Annotated in this window: 15 protein-coding genes; 12 read left to right on the forward strand and 3 right to left on the reverse strand. The window is 70.7% G+C overall.

Going from position 1 to position 17,548, the window contains the following annotated elements; translation table 11 throughout:
- The first annotated feature begins 291 nt into the window (after positions 1-291).
- The 8 genes from OG385_RS37260 to OG385_RS37295 all read left to right on the forward strand — a co-directional run bounded on the left by OG385_RS37260 (position 292) and on the right by OG385_RS37295 (position 10,893).
- Positions 292-1,050, forward strand: coding sequence for a GntR family transcriptional regulator (locus OG385_RS37260; protein WP_266862598.1), 759 nt, complete (start codon positions 292-294; stop codon positions 1,048-1,050).
- Positions 1,047-1,757, forward strand: coding sequence for an ATP-binding protein (locus tag OG385_RS37265; RefSeq protein ID WP_266862600.1), 711 nt, complete (start codon positions 1,047-1,049; stop codon positions 1,755-1,757). Before OG385_RS37260 ends, OG385_RS37265 begins: the two co-directional genes overlap by 4 nt.
- Before the next feature lie 228 nt (positions 1,758-1,985).
- Positions 1,986-3,215 carry an XRE family transcriptional regulator gene (locus tag OG385_RS37270; RefSeq protein ID WP_266862602.1) on the forward strand — a complete coding sequence of 410 codons (1,230 nt, stop codon included), beginning with the start codon at positions 1,986-1,988 and terminating at the stop codon, positions 3,213-3,215.
- Between the two features lie 1,267 nt (positions 3,216-4,482).
- Positions 4,483-6,663 carry a hypothetical protein gene (locus tag OG385_RS37275; protein WP_266862603.1) on the forward strand — a complete coding sequence of 727 codons (2,181 nt, stop codon included), beginning with the start codon at positions 4,483-4,485 and terminating at the stop codon, positions 6,661-6,663.
- On the forward strand, positions 6,660-7,493 hold the full coding sequence (locus tag OG385_RS37280; RefSeq protein ID WP_266862605.1) for a DciA family protein: 834 nt from the start codon (positions 6,660-6,662) through the stop codon (positions 7,491-7,493). The genes OG385_RS37275 and OG385_RS37280 overlap by 4 nt, the downstream gene beginning before the upstream one ends.
- Before the next feature lie 55 nt (positions 7,494-7,548).
- Positions 7,549-7,944 carry a hypothetical protein gene (locus OG385_RS37285; RefSeq protein WP_266862606.1) on the forward strand — a complete coding sequence of 132 codons (396 nt, stop codon included), beginning with the start codon at positions 7,549-7,551 and terminating at the stop codon, positions 7,942-7,944.
- 150 nt (positions 7,945-8,094) lie between these two features.
- Entirely contained in the window at positions 8,095-10,320 is a 2,226-nt protein-coding gene (locus tag OG385_RS37290) for a helix-turn-helix domain-containing protein (protein WP_266862607.1), read from the forward strand.
- A gap of 15 nt (positions 10,321-10,335) precedes the next feature.
- The gene (locus OG385_RS37295; protein ID WP_266862609.1) at positions 10,336-10,893 is read left to right on the forward strand and encodes an XRE family transcriptional regulator; all 558 of its coding nucleotides are present in this window, start codon (positions 10,336-10,338) and stop codon (positions 10,891-10,893) included.
- Positions 10,894-10,966: 73 nt separating this feature from the next.
- Here the strand turns inward: OG385_RS37295 and OG385_RS37300 are convergent, their stop codons facing one another.
- The gene (locus tag OG385_RS37300) at positions 10,967-11,779 is read right to left on the reverse strand and encodes a GNAT family N-acetyltransferase (protein WP_266862611.1); all 813 of its coding nucleotides are present in this window, start codon (positions 11,777-11,779) and stop codon (positions 10,967-10,969) included.
- Between the two features lie 126 nt (positions 11,780-11,905).
- Here OG385_RS37300 and OG385_RS37305 point away from each other — a divergent pair, with 126 nt between their 5' ends.
- The 4 genes from OG385_RS37305 to OG385_RS37320 all read left to right on the forward strand — a co-directional run bounded on the left by OG385_RS37305 (position 11,906) and on the right by OG385_RS37320 (position 14,184).
- Complete coding sequence (locus OG385_RS37305; RefSeq protein ID WP_266862613.1) at positions 11,906-12,496, forward strand: terminal protein; 591 nt, start codon at positions 11,906-11,908, stop codon at positions 12,494-12,496.
- Between the two features lie 103 nt (positions 12,497-12,599).
- On the forward strand, positions 12,600-13,406 hold the full coding sequence (locus OG385_RS37310) for a hypothetical protein (RefSeq protein ID WP_323183990.1): 807 nt from the start codon (positions 12,600-12,602) through the stop codon (positions 13,404-13,406).
- A 269-nt stretch (positions 13,407-13,675) separates the two neighbouring features.
- A complete protein-coding gene (locus OG385_RS37315; protein ID WP_266862617.1) occupies positions 13,676-13,912 on the forward strand; it encodes a hypothetical protein in 237 nt (78 codons plus the stop codon).
- Positions 13,912-14,184, forward strand: a complete 273-nt coding sequence (locus OG385_RS37320) for a hypothetical protein (RefSeq protein ID WP_266862619.1) — start codon at positions 13,912-13,914, stop codon at positions 14,182-14,184. The genes OG385_RS37315 and OG385_RS37320 overlap by 1 nt, the downstream gene beginning before the upstream one ends.
- A gap of 1,078 nt (positions 14,185-15,262) precedes the next feature.
- On the opposite strand, the gene OG385_RS37325 is transcribed toward OG385_RS37320, so the two are convergent.
- Positions 15,263-15,682, reverse strand: coding sequence for a helix-turn-helix domain-containing protein (locus OG385_RS37325; RefSeq protein ID WP_119612516.1), 420 nt, complete (start codon positions 15,680-15,682; stop codon positions 15,263-15,265).
- Between the two features lie 55 nt (positions 15,683-15,737).
- Positions 15,738-16,358 carry a hypothetical protein gene (locus OG385_RS37330; RefSeq protein ID WP_119612515.1) on the reverse strand — a complete coding sequence of 207 codons (621 nt, stop codon included), beginning with the start codon at positions 16,356-16,358 and terminating at the stop codon, positions 15,738-15,740.
- Between the last annotated feature and the right edge of the window lie 1,190 nt (positions 16,359-17,548).

Consider the following 17,548-nt stretch of genomic DNA (forward strand, 5'->3'; position numbering starts at 1 on the left):
AAGAGGCCGGCGTCCCGCAGGACAGACAGCGCACAGCGCTGCGACGTGCACGCAGATGTCGCGGCCGTCAGGCTCCGGAGGAGTTCGATGGTGCTCTCGCGCCCTCGGATTCCCAGCGAGCTGAGGAGGGCTACTCCGGCCGCCCCGAGGGGCGGACGACTACTGCGGTGGTGCGACTACTCGGTGTTCCGTGAGGCTCACCGTCTTACATACATCAGGTTGCCTCAGGTACCCTCAGGTGTCAAGCGGTATAGTGAGGCACCTAGACGGAAAAGAAGGAGGCGAGGCGACATGCCAGGGCAACCGAGGGCCGACAACCGGCCGCCGTACGCGCGCATCGCGGGTCACTACCGCGACCTCATTAGTTCCGGGGAGCTCGCGCCGGGCGACCTGCTGCCCAGCATCCGGGCCCTGGCAGATCAGTGGAACGTCAGCACTGCAACGGCCGACCGCGCCATGAAGCTGCTGCGCGACGAAAAGCTGGTCAACGGCATCCCTGGCGTCGGCACCGAAGTCATGGCACGGCCCGTGTCGCTCGCCTCGGGGTCCGAACGTCACGACCGCAGCAGCAAGACGAAATCGTCGTGGGGCGTGGGGGAGAAGTCCTCCGGCCACACCGCTGGCACGGTGCCGGCCCCCGAGGACGTCGCGCATGTGCTCGGCATCGACCCTGGTGACGACGTGATTCGCCGGAGCCGCGTCTACCGGGACGCTCACGGGATCGTCTCCCACTCAACGTCCTGGATCCCGGCGGAGTTCGCCCAGGTGCTGCCCGAGCTCGCACGCAGCGAGCGCCTCAAGGGCGGGCTGTCGCTGGACCTCATCGCCGAAGCCACCGGGCGCCAGGTCGAGCAGCGCATAGATGAGGAGACCGCTCGCATCGCCACGAAGGAGGACCTGGAGCTCCTGGAGCTGGACGCCGAAACCGTCGCAGCAATCCTGGTGCTGACCGCCAGGTTCCTGGACGTCGACGGCCAACTCCTCGAGTACGGCGTAGACCTGGGTGCTCCTGGCCGCACGCGGCGCACCACGTCCGAGGTGCTGCGATGAACGCCGGCGAGGCCGTCCTCCTGGACGACACCCTCGTCAACTGCCTCGAAGCGCGCCTCGGTGAACTCCTTCGAGCCGAGCGCGCCGACACCCTCACCCTGGAAGGACGATTCGAGATCAGCCGCATCTCCGCAGCCTTGTCCGGCCGGCCGGGACCTGCGCCCCGCGCAATCCTCATGACCGGCCTGCAGGGCGCTGGCAAAACGACCCTCGCCCGCGCCCTGGAGGAGGCCGGCTTCCGGCGTCTGTGCCCTGACGAGGAGATGTTCCGCCGCTACGGACACTACGGTCGCGACTTCCCCCGCGGCGAGTTCCGTGTCCGAGAGGCGCCCGTCCTCAAGGACATCGCCCTGGAGGTACAGCAGCTCCTGGCGGCCGGACACGAGGTCGTAGTCGACCACGGGTTCTGGACGCGGGAAGAGCGTGCCTTGTGGGCGGCGACCGTCATGGAAGCCGGCGGCGAGCCCGTGCTGATCTACCTGCCTGCACCGCACGAGGTGCGCTGGGACAGGATCCAGAAGCGCAACGCGAAGTCTCTGGTCGACCCGAACAGCATCGCGTTCAGCGAGGAAGACCTGCTTCGACACGCGAACCGCTTCGAGGCGCCCACCGATGACGAACCGCACATCGTCTACGCCGGAGACCCGAGCGCCACGTTGGCGGCAGTGGACCGTGCTCTGCCTCGTCCCGACGGCGGCCGCCATTGAGTACCTCCCAGTCACCTCACGGAGCGCTTCCGTTACATGACGGTGCTCAAAGGCAGGCGCTGCGCCTAGTGACGAGTGCTGGTGACATCTGGAATGTCACCGCCACTTGTCACCTCCGCGCGATCAAGGCGCCGTGCGATGCTCGGCCGCGGAAGGGCCGGCCTCCGCTCGGGCATCACCCTGTCGGGCAGGTTGCGCCGCTGGACCGTACGGGGAAGGGGAACGGCGATGGATGAGCGTCCCGACTGGGCACGCCGGATGGTTGAGGAGCGCGCGGCGCGCGACTGGTCGCAGGTCGACGCGGTCCGCGCACTGATGGCCCGCCTCCCTGACGACCAGGTCGTGAGCGAGCAGGACCTGCTCCGGCAGTGGAAGCGCTGGGAGGCAGGCGACGCCCAGCCCGTGAAGTACAGGTCCGTCATCGCTCAGACCTTCGGCACGACCACCGGCGCGTTCTTCCCCGAGAAGTCCCGCCGGGACGGACGCTCGGAAATCTTGCAGGTCAGCGGTATGGACACCGTCGACATCATCGCCCGGCTGCGCGCCTCGGATGTGGACGTCGCGACGCTGGACGCGCTGCGGATCACGGCGGACCGGCTGTGCTGCGAGTACGCGTACCTGCCCGCCGACCAACTGCTCCTGGAGGGCAAGGCGTGGCTCGCCCGCGTCGTCGGCCTCCAACACCAGCGGGTCAGCCTGGCGCAGCACCGCGAGATCATCGCGCTCGCCGGGAAGCTGTCGCTCCTGGTGGGCTGTGTCGAGTACGACTCCGGTCGGCCCCGCGACGCGGAGGCCACCCGGCAGGCCGCGCTGATGCTCGGTCAGGAGGCCGGGGAACTGAGCGTGCAGGGCTGGGCGCACGAGATGAGGGCCTGGTTCGCGCTGACCCGGGGCGACTACCGCGGCGTCATCGCGGCCGCGGAGGCCGGCATCGCCGTGGCGCCGACCGAGAGCGTCGCCGCGCAGCTGTACGCGCAGAAAGCCAAGGCGTGGGCGCGGCTGGGCGACCGGTCGCAGACCGAAGTCGCGCTGGACAAGGGACGCCAGATCCTCGAACTCCAGCCGTACCCCGAGAACATCGAGAACCATTTCGTGGTCGACCCCGCGAAATACGACTTCTACCGCATGGACGCGCTTAGGAAGTCGGGCGAGAACCGGCTCGCGGAGCAGCTGGCCAATGAGGTCATCCGGGCGGGTACGGATTTCGACGGGACGGAACGGTCACCCATGCGGATCGCGGAGGCCCGCGTCACGCTCGGCGTGGTCGCCGCGCGCGAGGGGGACCTGGACACCGCGCTCGCTTACGGGGAGCGGGCCCTGACCGGGGAGCGGAAGTCGTTGCCGTCGCTCGCGATGGTGGCCGCCGACCTCGGGCAGGCCCTCCAGACGCACTACGGACACGCCTCCGAGGCGCAGGAGTTCGTCACCCATCTTCGCGAACTGCGGGGTGGCCAATGAGCTTCCCGTTCGGCGGGCAACTTTCCGATTACGTACCGCGTCGCGGTCTCGGCATTCCGGGCCTCTCGGACTCTGCACGAATTCGCCCCGCAAATATGTCGGGTCGTGCAGTTAGGCTGTGCCCAGCAGTGATCCAAAACGACGAGCACCCCGCGACCGGGCCTGGTCTACGGGGTGGCTCGAACGGGGCAACGCTCCGTTGGCGACGCACCTGGAATGGAGGTGATCGCGGGATGAAGGCTACCCGCACGCGCGGAACTACACGCGCCGCTACGCCGTTGATCTTCTGCGATCACGCCATCCGGACCGTGTCCGCGCATGCTGACGCCAGCCACCGGATTCAGGGGGTTGGGATGACCTAGCCGGCCATCGGCCGCGCGCGCCAACAGAGGTGGACTCGCCATCCCCTTCGGCCCCGCGCGGCCCGTCTACCGCCTGGAACTCCAGAGCGGTCCGCTCAGATCTCGGTCCTACCCGACTCTGAGCCGCGGCTTATCAAGCCGCTGCATTCCCACCGGCCCCTCATCAGGGCCGCCATTGCAACACCCGCGGGCCCCGGCCAAGGGGCTTCGCGGTCGCAGTACCGAAGTACCGCTTCACCGTTCCGAGGCCCGGCCAAGGGCTTTCGGAACACCAGCACCAAGTCCGTCGACAGAACAGGAGATCCGCCTCTGGCCTTCGTACCGCCACCCACCACATGAGCCGTTGCGGTCGCGCCCCGATCAGGGGGCCCGTCTGCGTTGATCCATATGAAGGCTGGTATCGCCATAGTGCACGAGCACCGCAGGTCTTGTCAGGTCGACCACGACCAGGCCAGTACCCCCTCTGGGGTGATTGCCGCAGGTTGTGGTGTCCCCTCTGACGGGATTGTGACGTACATCACACCCCTCGACTGTCACACGGATGCCGCCGGGTCGGCGGTCCGCCCGGCCTCGGGAGTCCCGGAAACGAGGTCGGCCGCCGCGCTGATCCACCCCGCCCGGGACGTCATCCACAACTTCGTCGACGACGTCCTCGAGGGGGCCGTCCCGTGTGGCGGGACGGGTTCGAAGGTTGTTGCCCGCCGTGCGGGAGCGATGGGGGTGATCGGGGCTCACCGGACTCTGTCCACAGGGCTCCCGTTGCAGGCTCGGCGGGTGGATCACGAAACAGCAGTTCCGGCGGCTCCGGGCGGGGGTGTCCGCTTTGGCGCATACACCAGCCTGATGACGACACAGACGACCTCGGTCCTCGCGATGACCGCCGCTCCGGTCGTGGCGGTGGGCCGATGAGCGCCGTGGCGGCGTCGGCCGCCGTGCTCCCGCGTCCTCGTACGCACTTCGCCGGCGGGGCCTCGCGCCGTCGGCTGCGGTCGGTCCCGGCGCAGGCCGGTCCGGTCGCGCGGCTGGAGCTGGGCAACCCGCTCCAGCTGACGAAGACGATGCGGGCCCGGCTGCTCGCCGCGGTGCGCGCGCTGGTGACGTCCCCGGCGCTGGCCGGTACGTCCGACGGCACGCGGCTCGCGTCGGTCGTGCTGACCGCGAAGGCGGATGCGCGCAAGGACTTCGAGACGTCGATCTGGGCGGAGGAGCTCGGCCGGTGGCTGGGGGTCTCCCAGTCGACGGTCGCGCACACCGTGCTGCCCGAGCTGCGCGGCGCGGGGTTCCTCGGCTCGAACGTCGCGACGAACGCCATCGGGTGGGCGACGGGCCTGGAGTGCTGGGTGATCCCGATGTACCGGGCGCAGCAGGCCGGCGACCGGCGGCACGCCCTGGCGCTGTCCCGCTCGGAGCTGGCGGTGCTGCTGAGCCTGATCACCGTGCTGTTCGGTCCGGGGTGGGAGCCGAAGGACAAGCCGCCGATCCCGGCCGGGCTGCTCGCCGGTCGTACGGGCCGGGGTGCTGCGACGGACCGGCTCGGGCTGCTGCTGATGGTGCTGACGACGGGTTCGGCGGGCTGGCTGCAGCTGTGCCCGGGGTCGGTCGACACCGAGCGTGGGCGTCCGGCTGCGACGGTCGCGCGGCTGCTGGGCTGCACGGCGGCGGCCGGGGCGAAGGTGCTGGGGCGCCTCCAGGAGTACGGCGTCGCGGACGTGGTGCGCAAGGAGACCGGCTCGGGCCTGAACGCGCAGTCGCGGGTGCGTCTGGTGCCGGTCGCCAAGGCCCACGGTGTGGCCGTGCGGGAGGCCCGCCGGGGCGCGAAGTCCGTGTTTTCAGACCTCGCCGGTACTGCATCCGGAGATCTTGAGTCCGGCGAGACGGGCGGGACCCTTGTGGTTACTGGGATCGAGGGTGCCGGGCAGGACGGGATCGGCGGATCGGCAGACCTCGCCGCTACTGCACAGCACCACGCTCTCCACGCTTCTGGGGTTACTCCTGGTGGGTCTCTCGCGCTCTCTGGTGGCTTTTCCGGCGAAGGCCGTGGTGGGAACCACGGTCTGCCGGACCGCGCGTGCGTGCGCGAGGACGGCGGCCCGCTCCGCGGGGAACAGCAGGAGAAGTCCCCGGTCGTCGAAGGCGTGAAGGGCAGCGCCGGGCCGGTGGCCGGTGCTCCGGTGCGGGTCGTGGACGGTGCGGGCCAGGGCAGGCAGCAGCGGGGGAGGGTGCCTCTGCCGCCGGAGGATCTGCGGGCCGTCCTGGCTCCGGTCGACCTGGTGTGGGCGCGCCTGGAGCGTCCGGCCGCCCGGAAGCTGGTGGAGGCCGCGGCCCGTGGCGAGCTGGCCCGGGTGGTCGGGTTCGCCGGGCGTACGGACGCTCCGCAGGTCCTCGCCGACCGGGTCGCCCGGCGCCTGGAGGACCAGATGCGGCTGTACGGGCCGATCAAGGACCCGGTGGGCTGGCTGATCGGCCTGGCCCTGCCCCAGCGTCAGCGGTGCGGCGACGTCCGGTGCGACGACCGGGTGCTGCTCGACTCCGGGCAGGACTGCCCGCGCTGCGAGGAGAAGCAGGCCGACCGCCGCGACCAGCGCCGTGCGGTCGCGGCCGCCGTCGACGCGGCGATGCCGCACGCCTCCGAGACCGAGCGCCGTGCGGCGACCGAGCAGCAGCTGCACCAGGACGTCACCGCCCAGGCGTGGATCCGCGAGCACCGGTGGGCACAGGTCCGCGAGCAGCAGGCCGCCGCAGCTCAGGCCCGTGCCGAAGCCGCGGCCGCGCAGCCGGCCGTCGACGTCCCGGCCGCGCCGATGGCGCCGGTTGTGCTGCCCGCGCCGCGTCCGCTCGCCGCGCCCGACCCGGTCGACGGCGACGACCAGGAGCAGGAGCTCGTCCTCGAGGACCTGACCCGTGAGCAGGTCCGGGCCTGGCGGGTGCGGGGGTTGAAGGACCACAGCGTGGTCCTGGACCACATCGACCAGTACGGCGAACCGTCGGCCCGGCGTCTGTTCAGCAACCAGGTGGTCGACCAGGCGCAGCACCACTCCCGGCTCGGGCACCTGGACCTCGGCTACGCGACCTGGGGGCAGGCATGAGCGAGGGCGAGGTGTCCGGGGTCGACCTGGCCCGGGTCGCGCTGCGGGCCGCGATGGAGCAGGCCCGGAAGAACGGCGCCGGCCAGAAGGCGAAGAAGAAACCGCGGGCCGTTACGTCGGTGCGGCGCGACGGGCGTGAGCCGTTGGGCCTGGGCGCGGCGATCGGTGCGCTGGTCACCGAGCGGGCGTGGGAGCTCCCGGCCGCCGGCGCGACGCTGCGGGAGCGGTGGGCGGCCATCGCCCCCGAGCTCGCCGGGCACGTCGCCGCCGTGGCGTACGACCCGGACTCCGGACAGCTCACGGTGTGCCCGGAGTCGTCGGCGTGGGCGACGAAGGCCCGCCTGGAGCAGACCCGCGTCATCGCGGCCGCCAACAAGGCGGCGGGCCGCACCGTCGTACGTGCCCTGCGGGTCCTGGCGCCCGGTGCCGTCCCCGCGCCCGGTCCGGCCGACGTCGCTCCGGCAGATCCGGCCCCGGTCGCACCAGCCGGTCCGGCGAAGTCCAGGGAGACGGCGTGTGAGGGCTATCGCCGCGCGCTCGCCGCGCACCAGGAGGTCGCCGTGCCGTCCCGCGTGGACCCGGGGATCGCGGAGGCGGTGGAGCGGCAGAACCGGGCGATGCGCGAGCTGTCCCGCAGGGCGTTCCCTGAGACCGACGTCGTTCCGGACGATGCGCCGGCCCCGATCACGGCGGCTCGTGCCCAGCGACGTCACCAGGCCGACGTCTCCCACGCTGCGGCTCTGCGTCGGGCACGAGCGGAGCGCGCGGCGAGGGAGGCCGGGACCGCGGCCGTGCTGCCGCAGCCGGCTCGGCTCCAGGAGTCGGCGTGAACGGAATTGACTGGATCTCCTCCCTGCTCTGCTGGTCAAGGGTCACCATCGTCGAATGGACACTCAACCGGCCCGCTACTACGCCTACTTCACCGACGCCGACGCAGCTGAGGGCGAAGACGACGAACTGGAGGTGCTGGTCGAATCCTGGGACGCGGACGGCAGGGCCCTCATCCTGGACCAGGCGGAAGGCCGCCTCGTGGTCGCCAAGGACCGGCCGGGCTTCCTTCGGGTGGAGCGATACAACCAGCCACAGGTCCGCGGCGTACTGCCGGGCGGGAACTGGAGGCTACGGGCGAAGGAGGGGCCGTCGTCCCACAGCCGCGTCGGCTCCCCGGTCATCGCGTTCCTCGTCTACGACGGGTACGTCCGGCCCGTCACGAACCTTCCCTCCCCCAACGGGAGGTGGACGACCACGTCGGCGCGGTACGACCTCTTCCAGTCGGACTGACCAGCCTTCCAACCTGACCGCGGCGCCCTTGCTCAGCAGGGGCGCCGCGCGTCGTTTCCACCCTCCAAACGCACTCCGTACGGTATTCGTACGGTGAAAGTACGCGATCCTTACGGTTCATGGGGTAGAGTGTGGGTCAGGAGGTGTTCCATGTCCGAGATGTTCGATGCGGTCGACGCGCTGGTCGCGTCCCGCTCTGCTCTGCCGTCGGCGGAGGAGCGCAAGCGGCTGCGGGTCGCCCATGGCCTGACGCTGGACGATGTCGCCGGTGCTCTCCATGTGCGGCGGGCGACGGTGTCCGCCTGGGAGTCGACGAAGAAGCCGACCGAGCCGCGCGGCCCGGAGCGTGAGGCGTACGCGCGACTGCTCAAGCAGCTCGCGGAGCTCTACCCGGCCCCGGTGCCCGCCACATTCACCGGCGTGCCCGACCCGGCGGAAGCCCGTCCTCTGTCCACAGGTTCGGCGTCCGAGGCTGCGGTCATGACTGCAACCGAGAACACCCAGACCCCCGCCCCGGCACCCGTCGCCGCTGCTCCAGCCGCCGCGTCCCGCCCGGCGAGCACCACCAGGCCGTCGACGTCCCGCCGCCCCGGCGCGAAGAAGGCGGCCCCGGCCGGAACCCCGGCGGGCGACACCGACCCGCGGTTCGAGAACGGACCGTTGGCCGTCGTCGACGTCGAGGACGGGAAGGTGCTGGCGTACTGCACCGGCGGCCTGGTCCTGGACGTGCCCGCCAAGTCCCTGCCGTCCTTGGTGGACTGGACGCTCAAGGAGGCGAAGCTCGGTCAGCCGAAGCTGTCCGGCCCGGGACGGCCCGCCGATCCGCTGCTCGTGCTCACCGAGGCCGCCCTGGAGCGCTACGGCCTCCCGGTCTCGTTCACGGCGGAGGAGAAGGACGCCGGTCGGATCCCGGAGAGCCACAAGGTCATCAAGCAGCTGGTGCGCGCCGACTGGAAGCTCACCAAGAGGGGCTTCGGGCCGTGGGCGCGGATCTACCGTCCGGCCAAGGGCTCGGACCGCCAGTGCGTGCAGCTGTGCATCCCGTCGTGGAACGCGCTGGACGCCCGGTTCTGGGGTGACGCCGCGCAGCTTCCGCCGGCGGAGCTCGCCCGCGTCCTGGGCGTCTACGCGTCGCGGGTGATGACGCCGCGCGGCTCCACCGCCGTCACCGGCCTGGAGCTGATGACCGCGCTGCACCCGCCGACCCACGCCGTGCGGGATGAGGAGACCGGTGTCCTGCGGCAGGCGGAGACCAAGACGCCCGGGTCGCTGGGCAGCGACCCGGTGGACTGCGCGCCGTGCGAGGCCCCGGACGGGCACCCGGTGGTCACTGCGCTGGATCTGCCGCGCTTCCACGTGCGGGGACCGGCGGAGAAGCTGTTCGAGGAGGCGTACGACTGGGCGCGGCCGATGACCGATGCCGAGTGCACCCTGCGCTACCTGGTCGGCCTGGACGTGAACATGGCCTTCGCCGCCGGCGCGAACGGGCTGAACGTCGGCCTCGGCGAGCCGACGCACGTCAAGGGCCTCGCGTTCGACCCGAAGCTGCCCGGCTCATGGCTGGTCGACCTGTCCCACGTCGACCTGTCGAAGGTGAAGGTCGGCAAGGAGTGGGTGGAGCTGGACAGCTCGCTGCTGCCCTCCCCGTTCACGCCGAAGGGCGACCGCCCCACCGGCCCGGCCTGGTACGCGACGCCCACCGTCGCCTACGCCCAGGAGCTCGGCTACGACGTCGCGCCGATCGAGGCGTGGGTGCGGTACGACAACGGCCGCTACCTGGACGGCTGGTACGGGCGGCTGCGCGACGCCTACCTGGCGACGATGGCCGACCTCGGCGTCGACGCCGACCTGTCGCCGGAGGACTTCCTCGCGGCGATGGACGGCTACAAGGAGCGCGACCCGGAGCTGACGATCGTCGTCTCGGCGATCAAGGCGACGGTCAAGGGCGGCCTGGGCAAGCTGCGCGAGCGGCCCCGCGGCGAGGGCTGGCGGCCGGGCGAGCGGTGGCGTGCCCTGGAGCGCCCCACGTGGCGGCCGGACATCCGGGCGGCGGTCATCTCCCGCACCCGGATCAACCTGCACCGCAAGATCGTCAAGCACGCGGCGTTCACCGGGCAGTACCCGATCGCGATCCTGTCCGACTGCGTCGTCTACGCCGCCTCCGGACCGTCGCCGCTGGACTTCCTGCCCTACCGGGAGGGCAAGCCGCTGCCCGGCGGCTTCAAGCTCGGCATCAACCCCGGCCTGGTCAAGCACGAGGGCACCCAGTCGGTCCTGTGGGGCGAGGAGGTCCGGGACAAGTTCAACGCGCCGGAGCTCAACCTCGCCCGGTCCATCAAGGACGGCACCGTCACCGACGCCGACAACGGCGAGTAGGGGAGTAGGCAGGCGATGAGCATGTTCGGGGACGGCCTGGACAAGGCGGTGCAGAAGGCGTTCACCCGCCCGGCACCCAAGTCCGCGGGCCCGCAGATGCGGTACATGGTCAAGCAGCTCGGTGGCACGAAGGCGGTCGCCGAACTGCTCGGCATGTCCCAGCGGCAGGTGGAGCGGTACGTGGCGGGCAAGGCAAAGAAGCCGCGCGCCGACCTCGCCGCGCGCCTGGAGCGCGAGGTGACCAAGCGGTGGCAGCCGCAGATTCGGGCCAAGGCACGGCAGAAGGCGGCGACGACCGGAGGCATCGTCATCGACACCCGCGCACGCATGGGCTACACCGCGCCGATCGGCTCCACGGACCAGGACCGCATCCGGCACCTGACCGTCGCCCTGCCGCCCGTCTACGCCGCCCGCCTCTTCGACGCCCAGGCCGCCGGCGCCAGTGACGACCGCCTGCGGGAGATCGCGGCCGAAGCACTCAAGGAGGTGTACTTCCAGGACGGCGGCCGCCGCGCCGGAAGCCTGGACGAAGTCCGCATGCTCGATGTCGAACACCTGGAGTTCGACCTGTAGCAGCCGCGCCCCGAACAGGCTGCGAGCCCGGACCAACTGGTCCGGGCTCGCTCGCGTATCCGCCAGGGTCGACTCAGCGGGGCAGCGGCAGGACGTCCTGGATGACCAGCTGCCGCCCGTACGGCGTGGCCATGGGCTTCATCTGGACGCCGGTGCGCAGCGGCTTCACCGAAAAGCGGAAGCCCTTGGTCGGGCCGTGGCAGATGAACCCCGTGGGCGTGGGAATCCCGATGCCGTCCGGGGACACCGTGAAGCCCAGCCCGGCGTAGAAGTCCGTCAGCTCCGGCTCGTGCGTGACGAGCAGTACGGCACTGCCCAGCTTCCCGGCCGAATGTGAACTGACTGCACGTTCCGCGTCGGTGACCAGGGCACGCGCGATCCCCTTGCCGCGCCACTGGTCGACGACGGCGAGGGAGTCCAGGCAGCCGACCAGACCAGCGATGATGTGCGCGTTGGGCGAGCCGATGAGCATGGGATGGGTGAAGGCCCACGTGGCCGGCAGCGCGAGCATGCCGCCGACCAGCGCGCCGGACGACGTCTCCTCCACCACCCGCGCGTACGTCTGCAGCCCTGGGTCCAGGCTCTGATTGATCACCTCGGACAGCGCTCGCCAGGAGCCGTCGGGGTTGTCCGGATCAGCCAGCCGGATCACCGGCTCCAGCGCGGCGCGGTCGGCGCGGGCCGCGTCCCTGAGCACGACGCCGTCCGGCAGTTCCGGAGCCCTCACCGGAAGAATCTCTCCCGGCTGCGCCCCGGCTCGGTGGCCGGCCGCCCCGGAGTACATGCGCTCGCCCAGCACGACGCCCGAGATCTGATGCTCCGCCTCGCGGCGCGCCGGGTTCCCTGACCGCCGGGCACCCTTGCGTGCCCCGTTCCGTTTCCCCACGGTGTCCCTCCCCTTGTCACCGGCAACCTCCCCTGCTGGGCCCCCTGCATAACACCCGGCGCTGACAGCCGACTTGGCGACGGGAGCGCGGCCGTTGTCCACAGGCGGATCGTGGTCCCTGGAGGTATGAGCGATCACGAGCAGCAGCAGCCGGCCCCGCGCCGCGGCAAGGTCCTGGAGGCCCTCGCGCGGGCGGAACGGAAGGTCTTCACCCGGCCCGCGCCGAAGTCAGCAAATGCACAGGTGAAATTCCTTCTCACGCGGGCGAAGGGGTCGACCAAGGCCCTGGCGGAGCGTCTGGGCGTCTCGCGCCGGACGGTGGAGCGCTACCGGGCCGGGAAGCTGACGAACCCGCAGAAGCGGCTCCAGGCCGCCCTGGTGGAGGAGACGGAATCCGAGTGGCAACCGCAGGTCAGGGCGCAAGCGCGCGCGCAGGCGTCCACCTCCAGGGGGATGATGGTGGAGGTGACGGCGTACTTCGGATTCACCTGCACGGGCAGCTCGGACGATGGCCGCGAGCGGCAGATCACCACGGACATCTCGCCCACGTACGTGAAGCAGATCCTGGAGCTTCAGGAGGCCGGTGCGACGGAGGAGGATCTGCATCCGATCGTCGCGGAGGCCATCACGGAGTCGTATTTCACGGAATGGGGCACACGGGCCGATGGCCTCCGCGCGGACTTCACGTCAGTGTCGTCAATTTCTTTCCGGTTCTGACCCGCCGGAATTCTGAGCCTGCTATAAACCAAATCTGCGGGCCGCCGTACAGCACTCTGGCGGCGGCCCGCACCGAATCCGCACGATGAATGCGAGACCGAAGATGACCCGGTTCCGGCCGCCCGGCGAGAGCACCCGCCGACCGCTCGCCCCGCGCGTCGCCGCGCCCCGTGAGCCGGTCGACCCGGCCCGGATCGGCCGCCGTGTCGTACGGCGCCGGGCGAAGGGCATGGACGCCGACGCCATCGCGGCGGCCCTCGAGGACGCACGCTTCGACGCCCGGCAGGCGTCCCGGCACGAGGACCTGGCCGACGACCTTCGAGGCCCGGCGGAGCTCGCGGAGTGGGAGCGCCTGGACCAGCTACTCGCCGCGGCCGCGCCGGGCACGGTCTACGACCCGGATACCGACGACATCGTCCAGGCCGAGCTCGCCGCCGACGCCGCGGCCGCCGCCGCCCGGGAAGCCGACCTGCGTGAAGCGATGCGGATCGCGGCCCGCGCCGACGAGCTCCAGGCGCTGCGCGAGCTCGGCACCCTGGAGCAGACCGAGCCCCGCACCGGCGACGAAGCCGTACGCGAGGAACTGACCCGGCGAGCCGGCGGGTACGTTCAGGCCGACGTCGACGGCTGGCTCGCGCGCGCCCTGGCCGCGCACCGCGGGCACTACCGCGATCCGGCGGCCCGCGGGGAAGCCGCCGGCCTTCTCACCGCGCCGGTCCTCGCACACGCCGCGCTGCTCGCCGAACTCGCCCGCCTGGTCCCCGACGCCGACGGCGACCAGCTGGCGTTCGCGGCCCACCTCGCCACCAGCGAGCCGGAGGCCGCCGGGGCGCTCGCCGCGCTCCTCACCCGCGTCGAAGGAACGCCACCGGGCCGACCGCCTGCGGGCCCAGACTCGGTGTCACGCTGACGGACAGTGACTGTCACGCTCCCTCGCGATGTCAGATCTTACGTGTCACGCTGCCTCGAATCTGTGCCTGTTTGTCCGTTTCTCGGGGCCGCAGGGCTCTCCAGAGGACGTTTTCGGGGGTGGAGCGTGACACTCAAGATCGGACCTCACGCGCACTTGTGAGTAATACGGAGCGTAGTTACGGGCTGGGTTCCGGCGGAGTGCTCCCGGGCCCGCCTGCCCAGCGATACCTTGGTAAGACGAGCCAGTTCTGCCCTCTGGAGTCCTCGATGAGCGAACAGCCGGCCCCCGCCGACACCACTGTCCGGCAGCAGCTGGAGCCCGCCGCCGCCGACGGACTGCGCGCGTACGCGGCCCGGACCCGCGAGAGCGCCGACCAGCTCGCCGCCGTCCTGGAGGACATCGCCGCCAACGGCCTGCCCGCGGTGGAGGACTGCACGCCGTGGGAGGACCTGCGCGAGGCTCACCTCGCCCGGCTCGCCGCCCAGCGCCCGGCCGTCGCCTGATGCCCGCACCGCACGGCCCGCGCCGCGCCCGGATCGCGTTCTCCGACTCCGCCGCCAAGCAGCTGGACGCCATCACCAGCGAAGCCGAGCTGCACGCCCTGGACCGCGCCCTGGTCGTCATCTCCGTCGACCCCGACGCCGGCGAACTCCTCCCCGGCGACAGCACCGGCCCGCGGCTGCGCCAGTACGTCGACGACGTCGAACGCGTCCGGCTCGTGTACTGGGTGACCGCGTTGAAGACCGTCGTCGTGGTCGCCTTCATCGAGGTCTGACCCGCGGCGTCCGGGACCAGGCCGACCGGCTGCTGCTCGCCGGAGTCGACGAGGCCGGCGCCGACCACGAGGACGGTCCGCAGCGGATCGGCGTCTTCGTCGTTTGGTGAGGGATCGGGTTCGCCGGTTGGTGAGGGATCGCTCGCGTAAGAGGAATACCTAGGACTGACTGACCAGATGACGAGCGCGCTCTCCGCACCCGCCGTAGGCGAGATACCGGTGGTAGAGGCTGCGCAAGACCTCGCTGACGCGGATGTTCGGTTGGCGGTTCTGGTGGGTGCGCAGCATTCGCACGGTCGGGCGGAGCTCACCAGCGTGCCCGTAGCGCCACGGCTCACATGATCCTTCCCGGCGCTGTGCGGCCTCCTGCGCCGCTCTGAGCGGTTCCGGGCTCCCCGTACAACGATCACGGGCCTCTCGGGCTCTCACAGCGGCGTACAGCGCTTCGCGGCGTCGGGTGTCTCCGCGGTTCGGCTCCTGCGCCGGTGATCTCGTCTCCCGGCCGCGAGCTCTGCTCTCAGAGGGGGGAGAGTTCAACCCGCACGTAGGTACTACAACTACTTACCTACATTGGGGTGCAAGAGACGGCCCGGCCCGGCCCGCTTGGGCGGCCCCGCCGGCCTCCCGGTGCGGGGCCCCGATGTGGACCTCCGGCACCACCCAGACCCTTGCACCCTTCTGCTTGCTGCACGAGCTGCTGCTCCTGGTGGTGAAGGGTGCAAGGGCAGCACAGGGGTGCAAGACCGGGTGCTGCCCCGGCCGCCCGGCTCGCGGTGCAGCACTCGCCCGACCCAGACGGCACACGGGTGCTGCACGGGTAGCAAGGCCGGCCTCACCAGGTGCAGCAACAGCGCAGCAGTCCGGCCCGGCCGCCGGCGGTTGTTCTGCTGCTCCAGAACAAGCCGGTTCACCTGGTGCTACCGCCCACCTGCTGCGCGGGACGTGCGGCGCGGACCGCGCGGTGGCTCGCGTTTGTTCTGCTGCTCCAGAACAAGGCGGTTTAGCTAGTGCTACCGGACAGGGCATGTAGAAGGCGCCGCACTCCTGGTGCGGCGCCTGGGACCTTCGGTGGGACGGTTCAGCCGGTGGCGGCCAGGTTGGCCATCTGGGCGGCGAACCGGGCCCGTCGCTGCTCGGTGAAGCGGCCGGGTTCGGCGGCCTTGATCTCCGGGACCTTCATGACGGGGGAGGACACCTTGCCGCCGGTCAGCAGCGGGTGGAGCTGGTAGAGCCCGTCTTCCAGGCTCCAGGCGAGTCCGCACTCGCGGAGCTCCTTGAAGCCGCGGTTCACCGTCGGCTTGCTCGCGCCCAGCTCGCGCGCCATCTCGTTCTGGCTGATCGAGGCGGTGCCGTTCTCCGGGTCGCTGAGGTACAGCAGCTCGTCCAGGACGCGGCGGCCGGCGGTGGAGACGTCGACCAGGGCCAGGAGGCGCAGCACGGCACGGGGAATCGTGACGGGGGCCTCTGTGGGAGGGCTGGGGACGTAAGAGCTGCTCACGGAGCCTCACCACTTCCGATCAGGTCGACGTGTAACGAGGATATGCCGCGCGAGGTCATGCGCTGGCCTTGCGAACCGGCCGCCTCTGGCGCAGCGTCACGACCTTCTCCTTGCGGCGGGCGGACTCCGCGGCCTTCTTCTCCACCTCGCGCGCCTGACGCCACTCGGTGGGGTAGTCGGAGTGCGGGATGAGGCAGGACGGGCCCTCCGCGCTGTTCCAGAGCGCCTGCCACTTCTCCTGCTCGCCCGAGGTGCCGGCCACCGTCAGCCACGGGTTCAGCTGAAGCACGCCGCGCTTGGCGGTCCGCATCCAGCCGATGTGCGCGAAGAACTGGCTGGCCTCGTTCACCGAGGCCGCCGACAGGTTGCACCGGGCCTGGAGGTCGCGCTGGTTGGTCTTCACGAAGCCGCGGGCGGCAGCCCGGGTCTGGTCGTCGGCGCGGTTGGCGTTCTGCAGCGCCACGAGCTTGCACCAGACCTGGAACCAGGAGCCGGGCATCTTGAGACTGCCGAGCACGTCCATCAGCAGCCGGGCGTCCAGCACGTAGCCACTGCACTCCGCGCTCGCGGCGAACTCCCGGCCCTTGATCTTCTCCACGCCCAGGATCAAGCCGCCCTTGCCGTCCGACCGCGCAACCACGCGCTCGCCGGGGCGGACGATCGGCAGCTGTTCCATCAGCACAGTCCTCCAGAGATGATCAACGTTTCAGCCTGCACGGTAGCACTAGGTAAACCGGCTTGTTCTGGAGGGGCAGAACAAACCGTGGCTCACAGTTACCTGATGACCCGTCAGGTCCGGGGCCCGTTTGTTCTGGATCTCCAGAACACCCAGGACGCGTTTGTTCTGGAAACCTAGAACAAACGGTTTCGCATCACCGCAGGTCAGAGCCGGTTTCGGCGTGGAACGCTCTTATGTGTCACTAGAGCTCAACCACCACGCGAACCCCGGCCGACACGCCCCGGCGCGTACGGGGCAAGCAGCTGGCAGCGGCGGGCGTGTCGCCGTCGACAGCCACCGGATCGAGGGGGCCGGCCTCCGTGGCTGAGGCGGCTTCGCGTGCGGCACCGCGCCCCGTGCGGGCCGTGGACGGCAGCAGCGGCTCTGAGTCTCGGGTGGTGCCGACCGTGACGTTCAAAAGCGAGGAAGCGTGGCCGGTGCCGGTGGACGGTTCCGCCGCCCGGCCCGGGGGGCCGTTCGGCTCCGGTACCTCCGCACGCCGGAATTCGAGCTTTCCGATATCCGAGGTACCGTTCTGTGGCTCGGGTCCACGACTTCGCAATTCGTTATTCCTCGCGTGAGTGGTGGGAAACGAATTCCGGCGCTGACCTTGAATCAAAAGCCGCGCCCCGCCCGGGTGGTTGGGGGGTGTCCCGTGTTTCCGCCAACGGTACATGCTGCATCAACTCGATGCACGCGGTACACTGGAACCCACACGAACGAGCGACCCCCATCTCGTAGCCAGCCCGGCCCGCGCCAGCGGGCCCCAAGGGACTGGAGGCGCAGCCGGAAGGACCGTCAGGCGGGGGAGCGCAGCGGACCCGCCGGGAGCGCCCCGCGCTCCCCAACTCCCTTACTGGAGGCCCCACAAGCCGCACCCACGGACCCGATCGGCCCGGCCGCGCACCGCGCGGCCAGCCGGGCGCGCAGCGGCCGGCCCCACTGCCTCCAGGAGCGCAGCGGAGGGAGGCGCCCACGCTCCGCGTGGGCCAAGGGAGCGCAGCGACCGCGCCCCTTGCACATCGCGCAGCGATGGTGCCCGCCGCCGCATTGTACTTGGGTCAGTTGAACCTTGGGTGTTTAACCGTGGGATTCTATCGTGTTGGCCTAGTTTTCGCATTTATCGTGAAACGCTTTCGCGTTTTTCG

The organism is Streptomyces sp. NBC_01306, assembly GCF_026340465.1.
Taxonomy (GTDB): Bacteria; Actinomycetota; Actinomycetes; order Streptomycetales; family Streptomycetaceae; genus Streptomyces.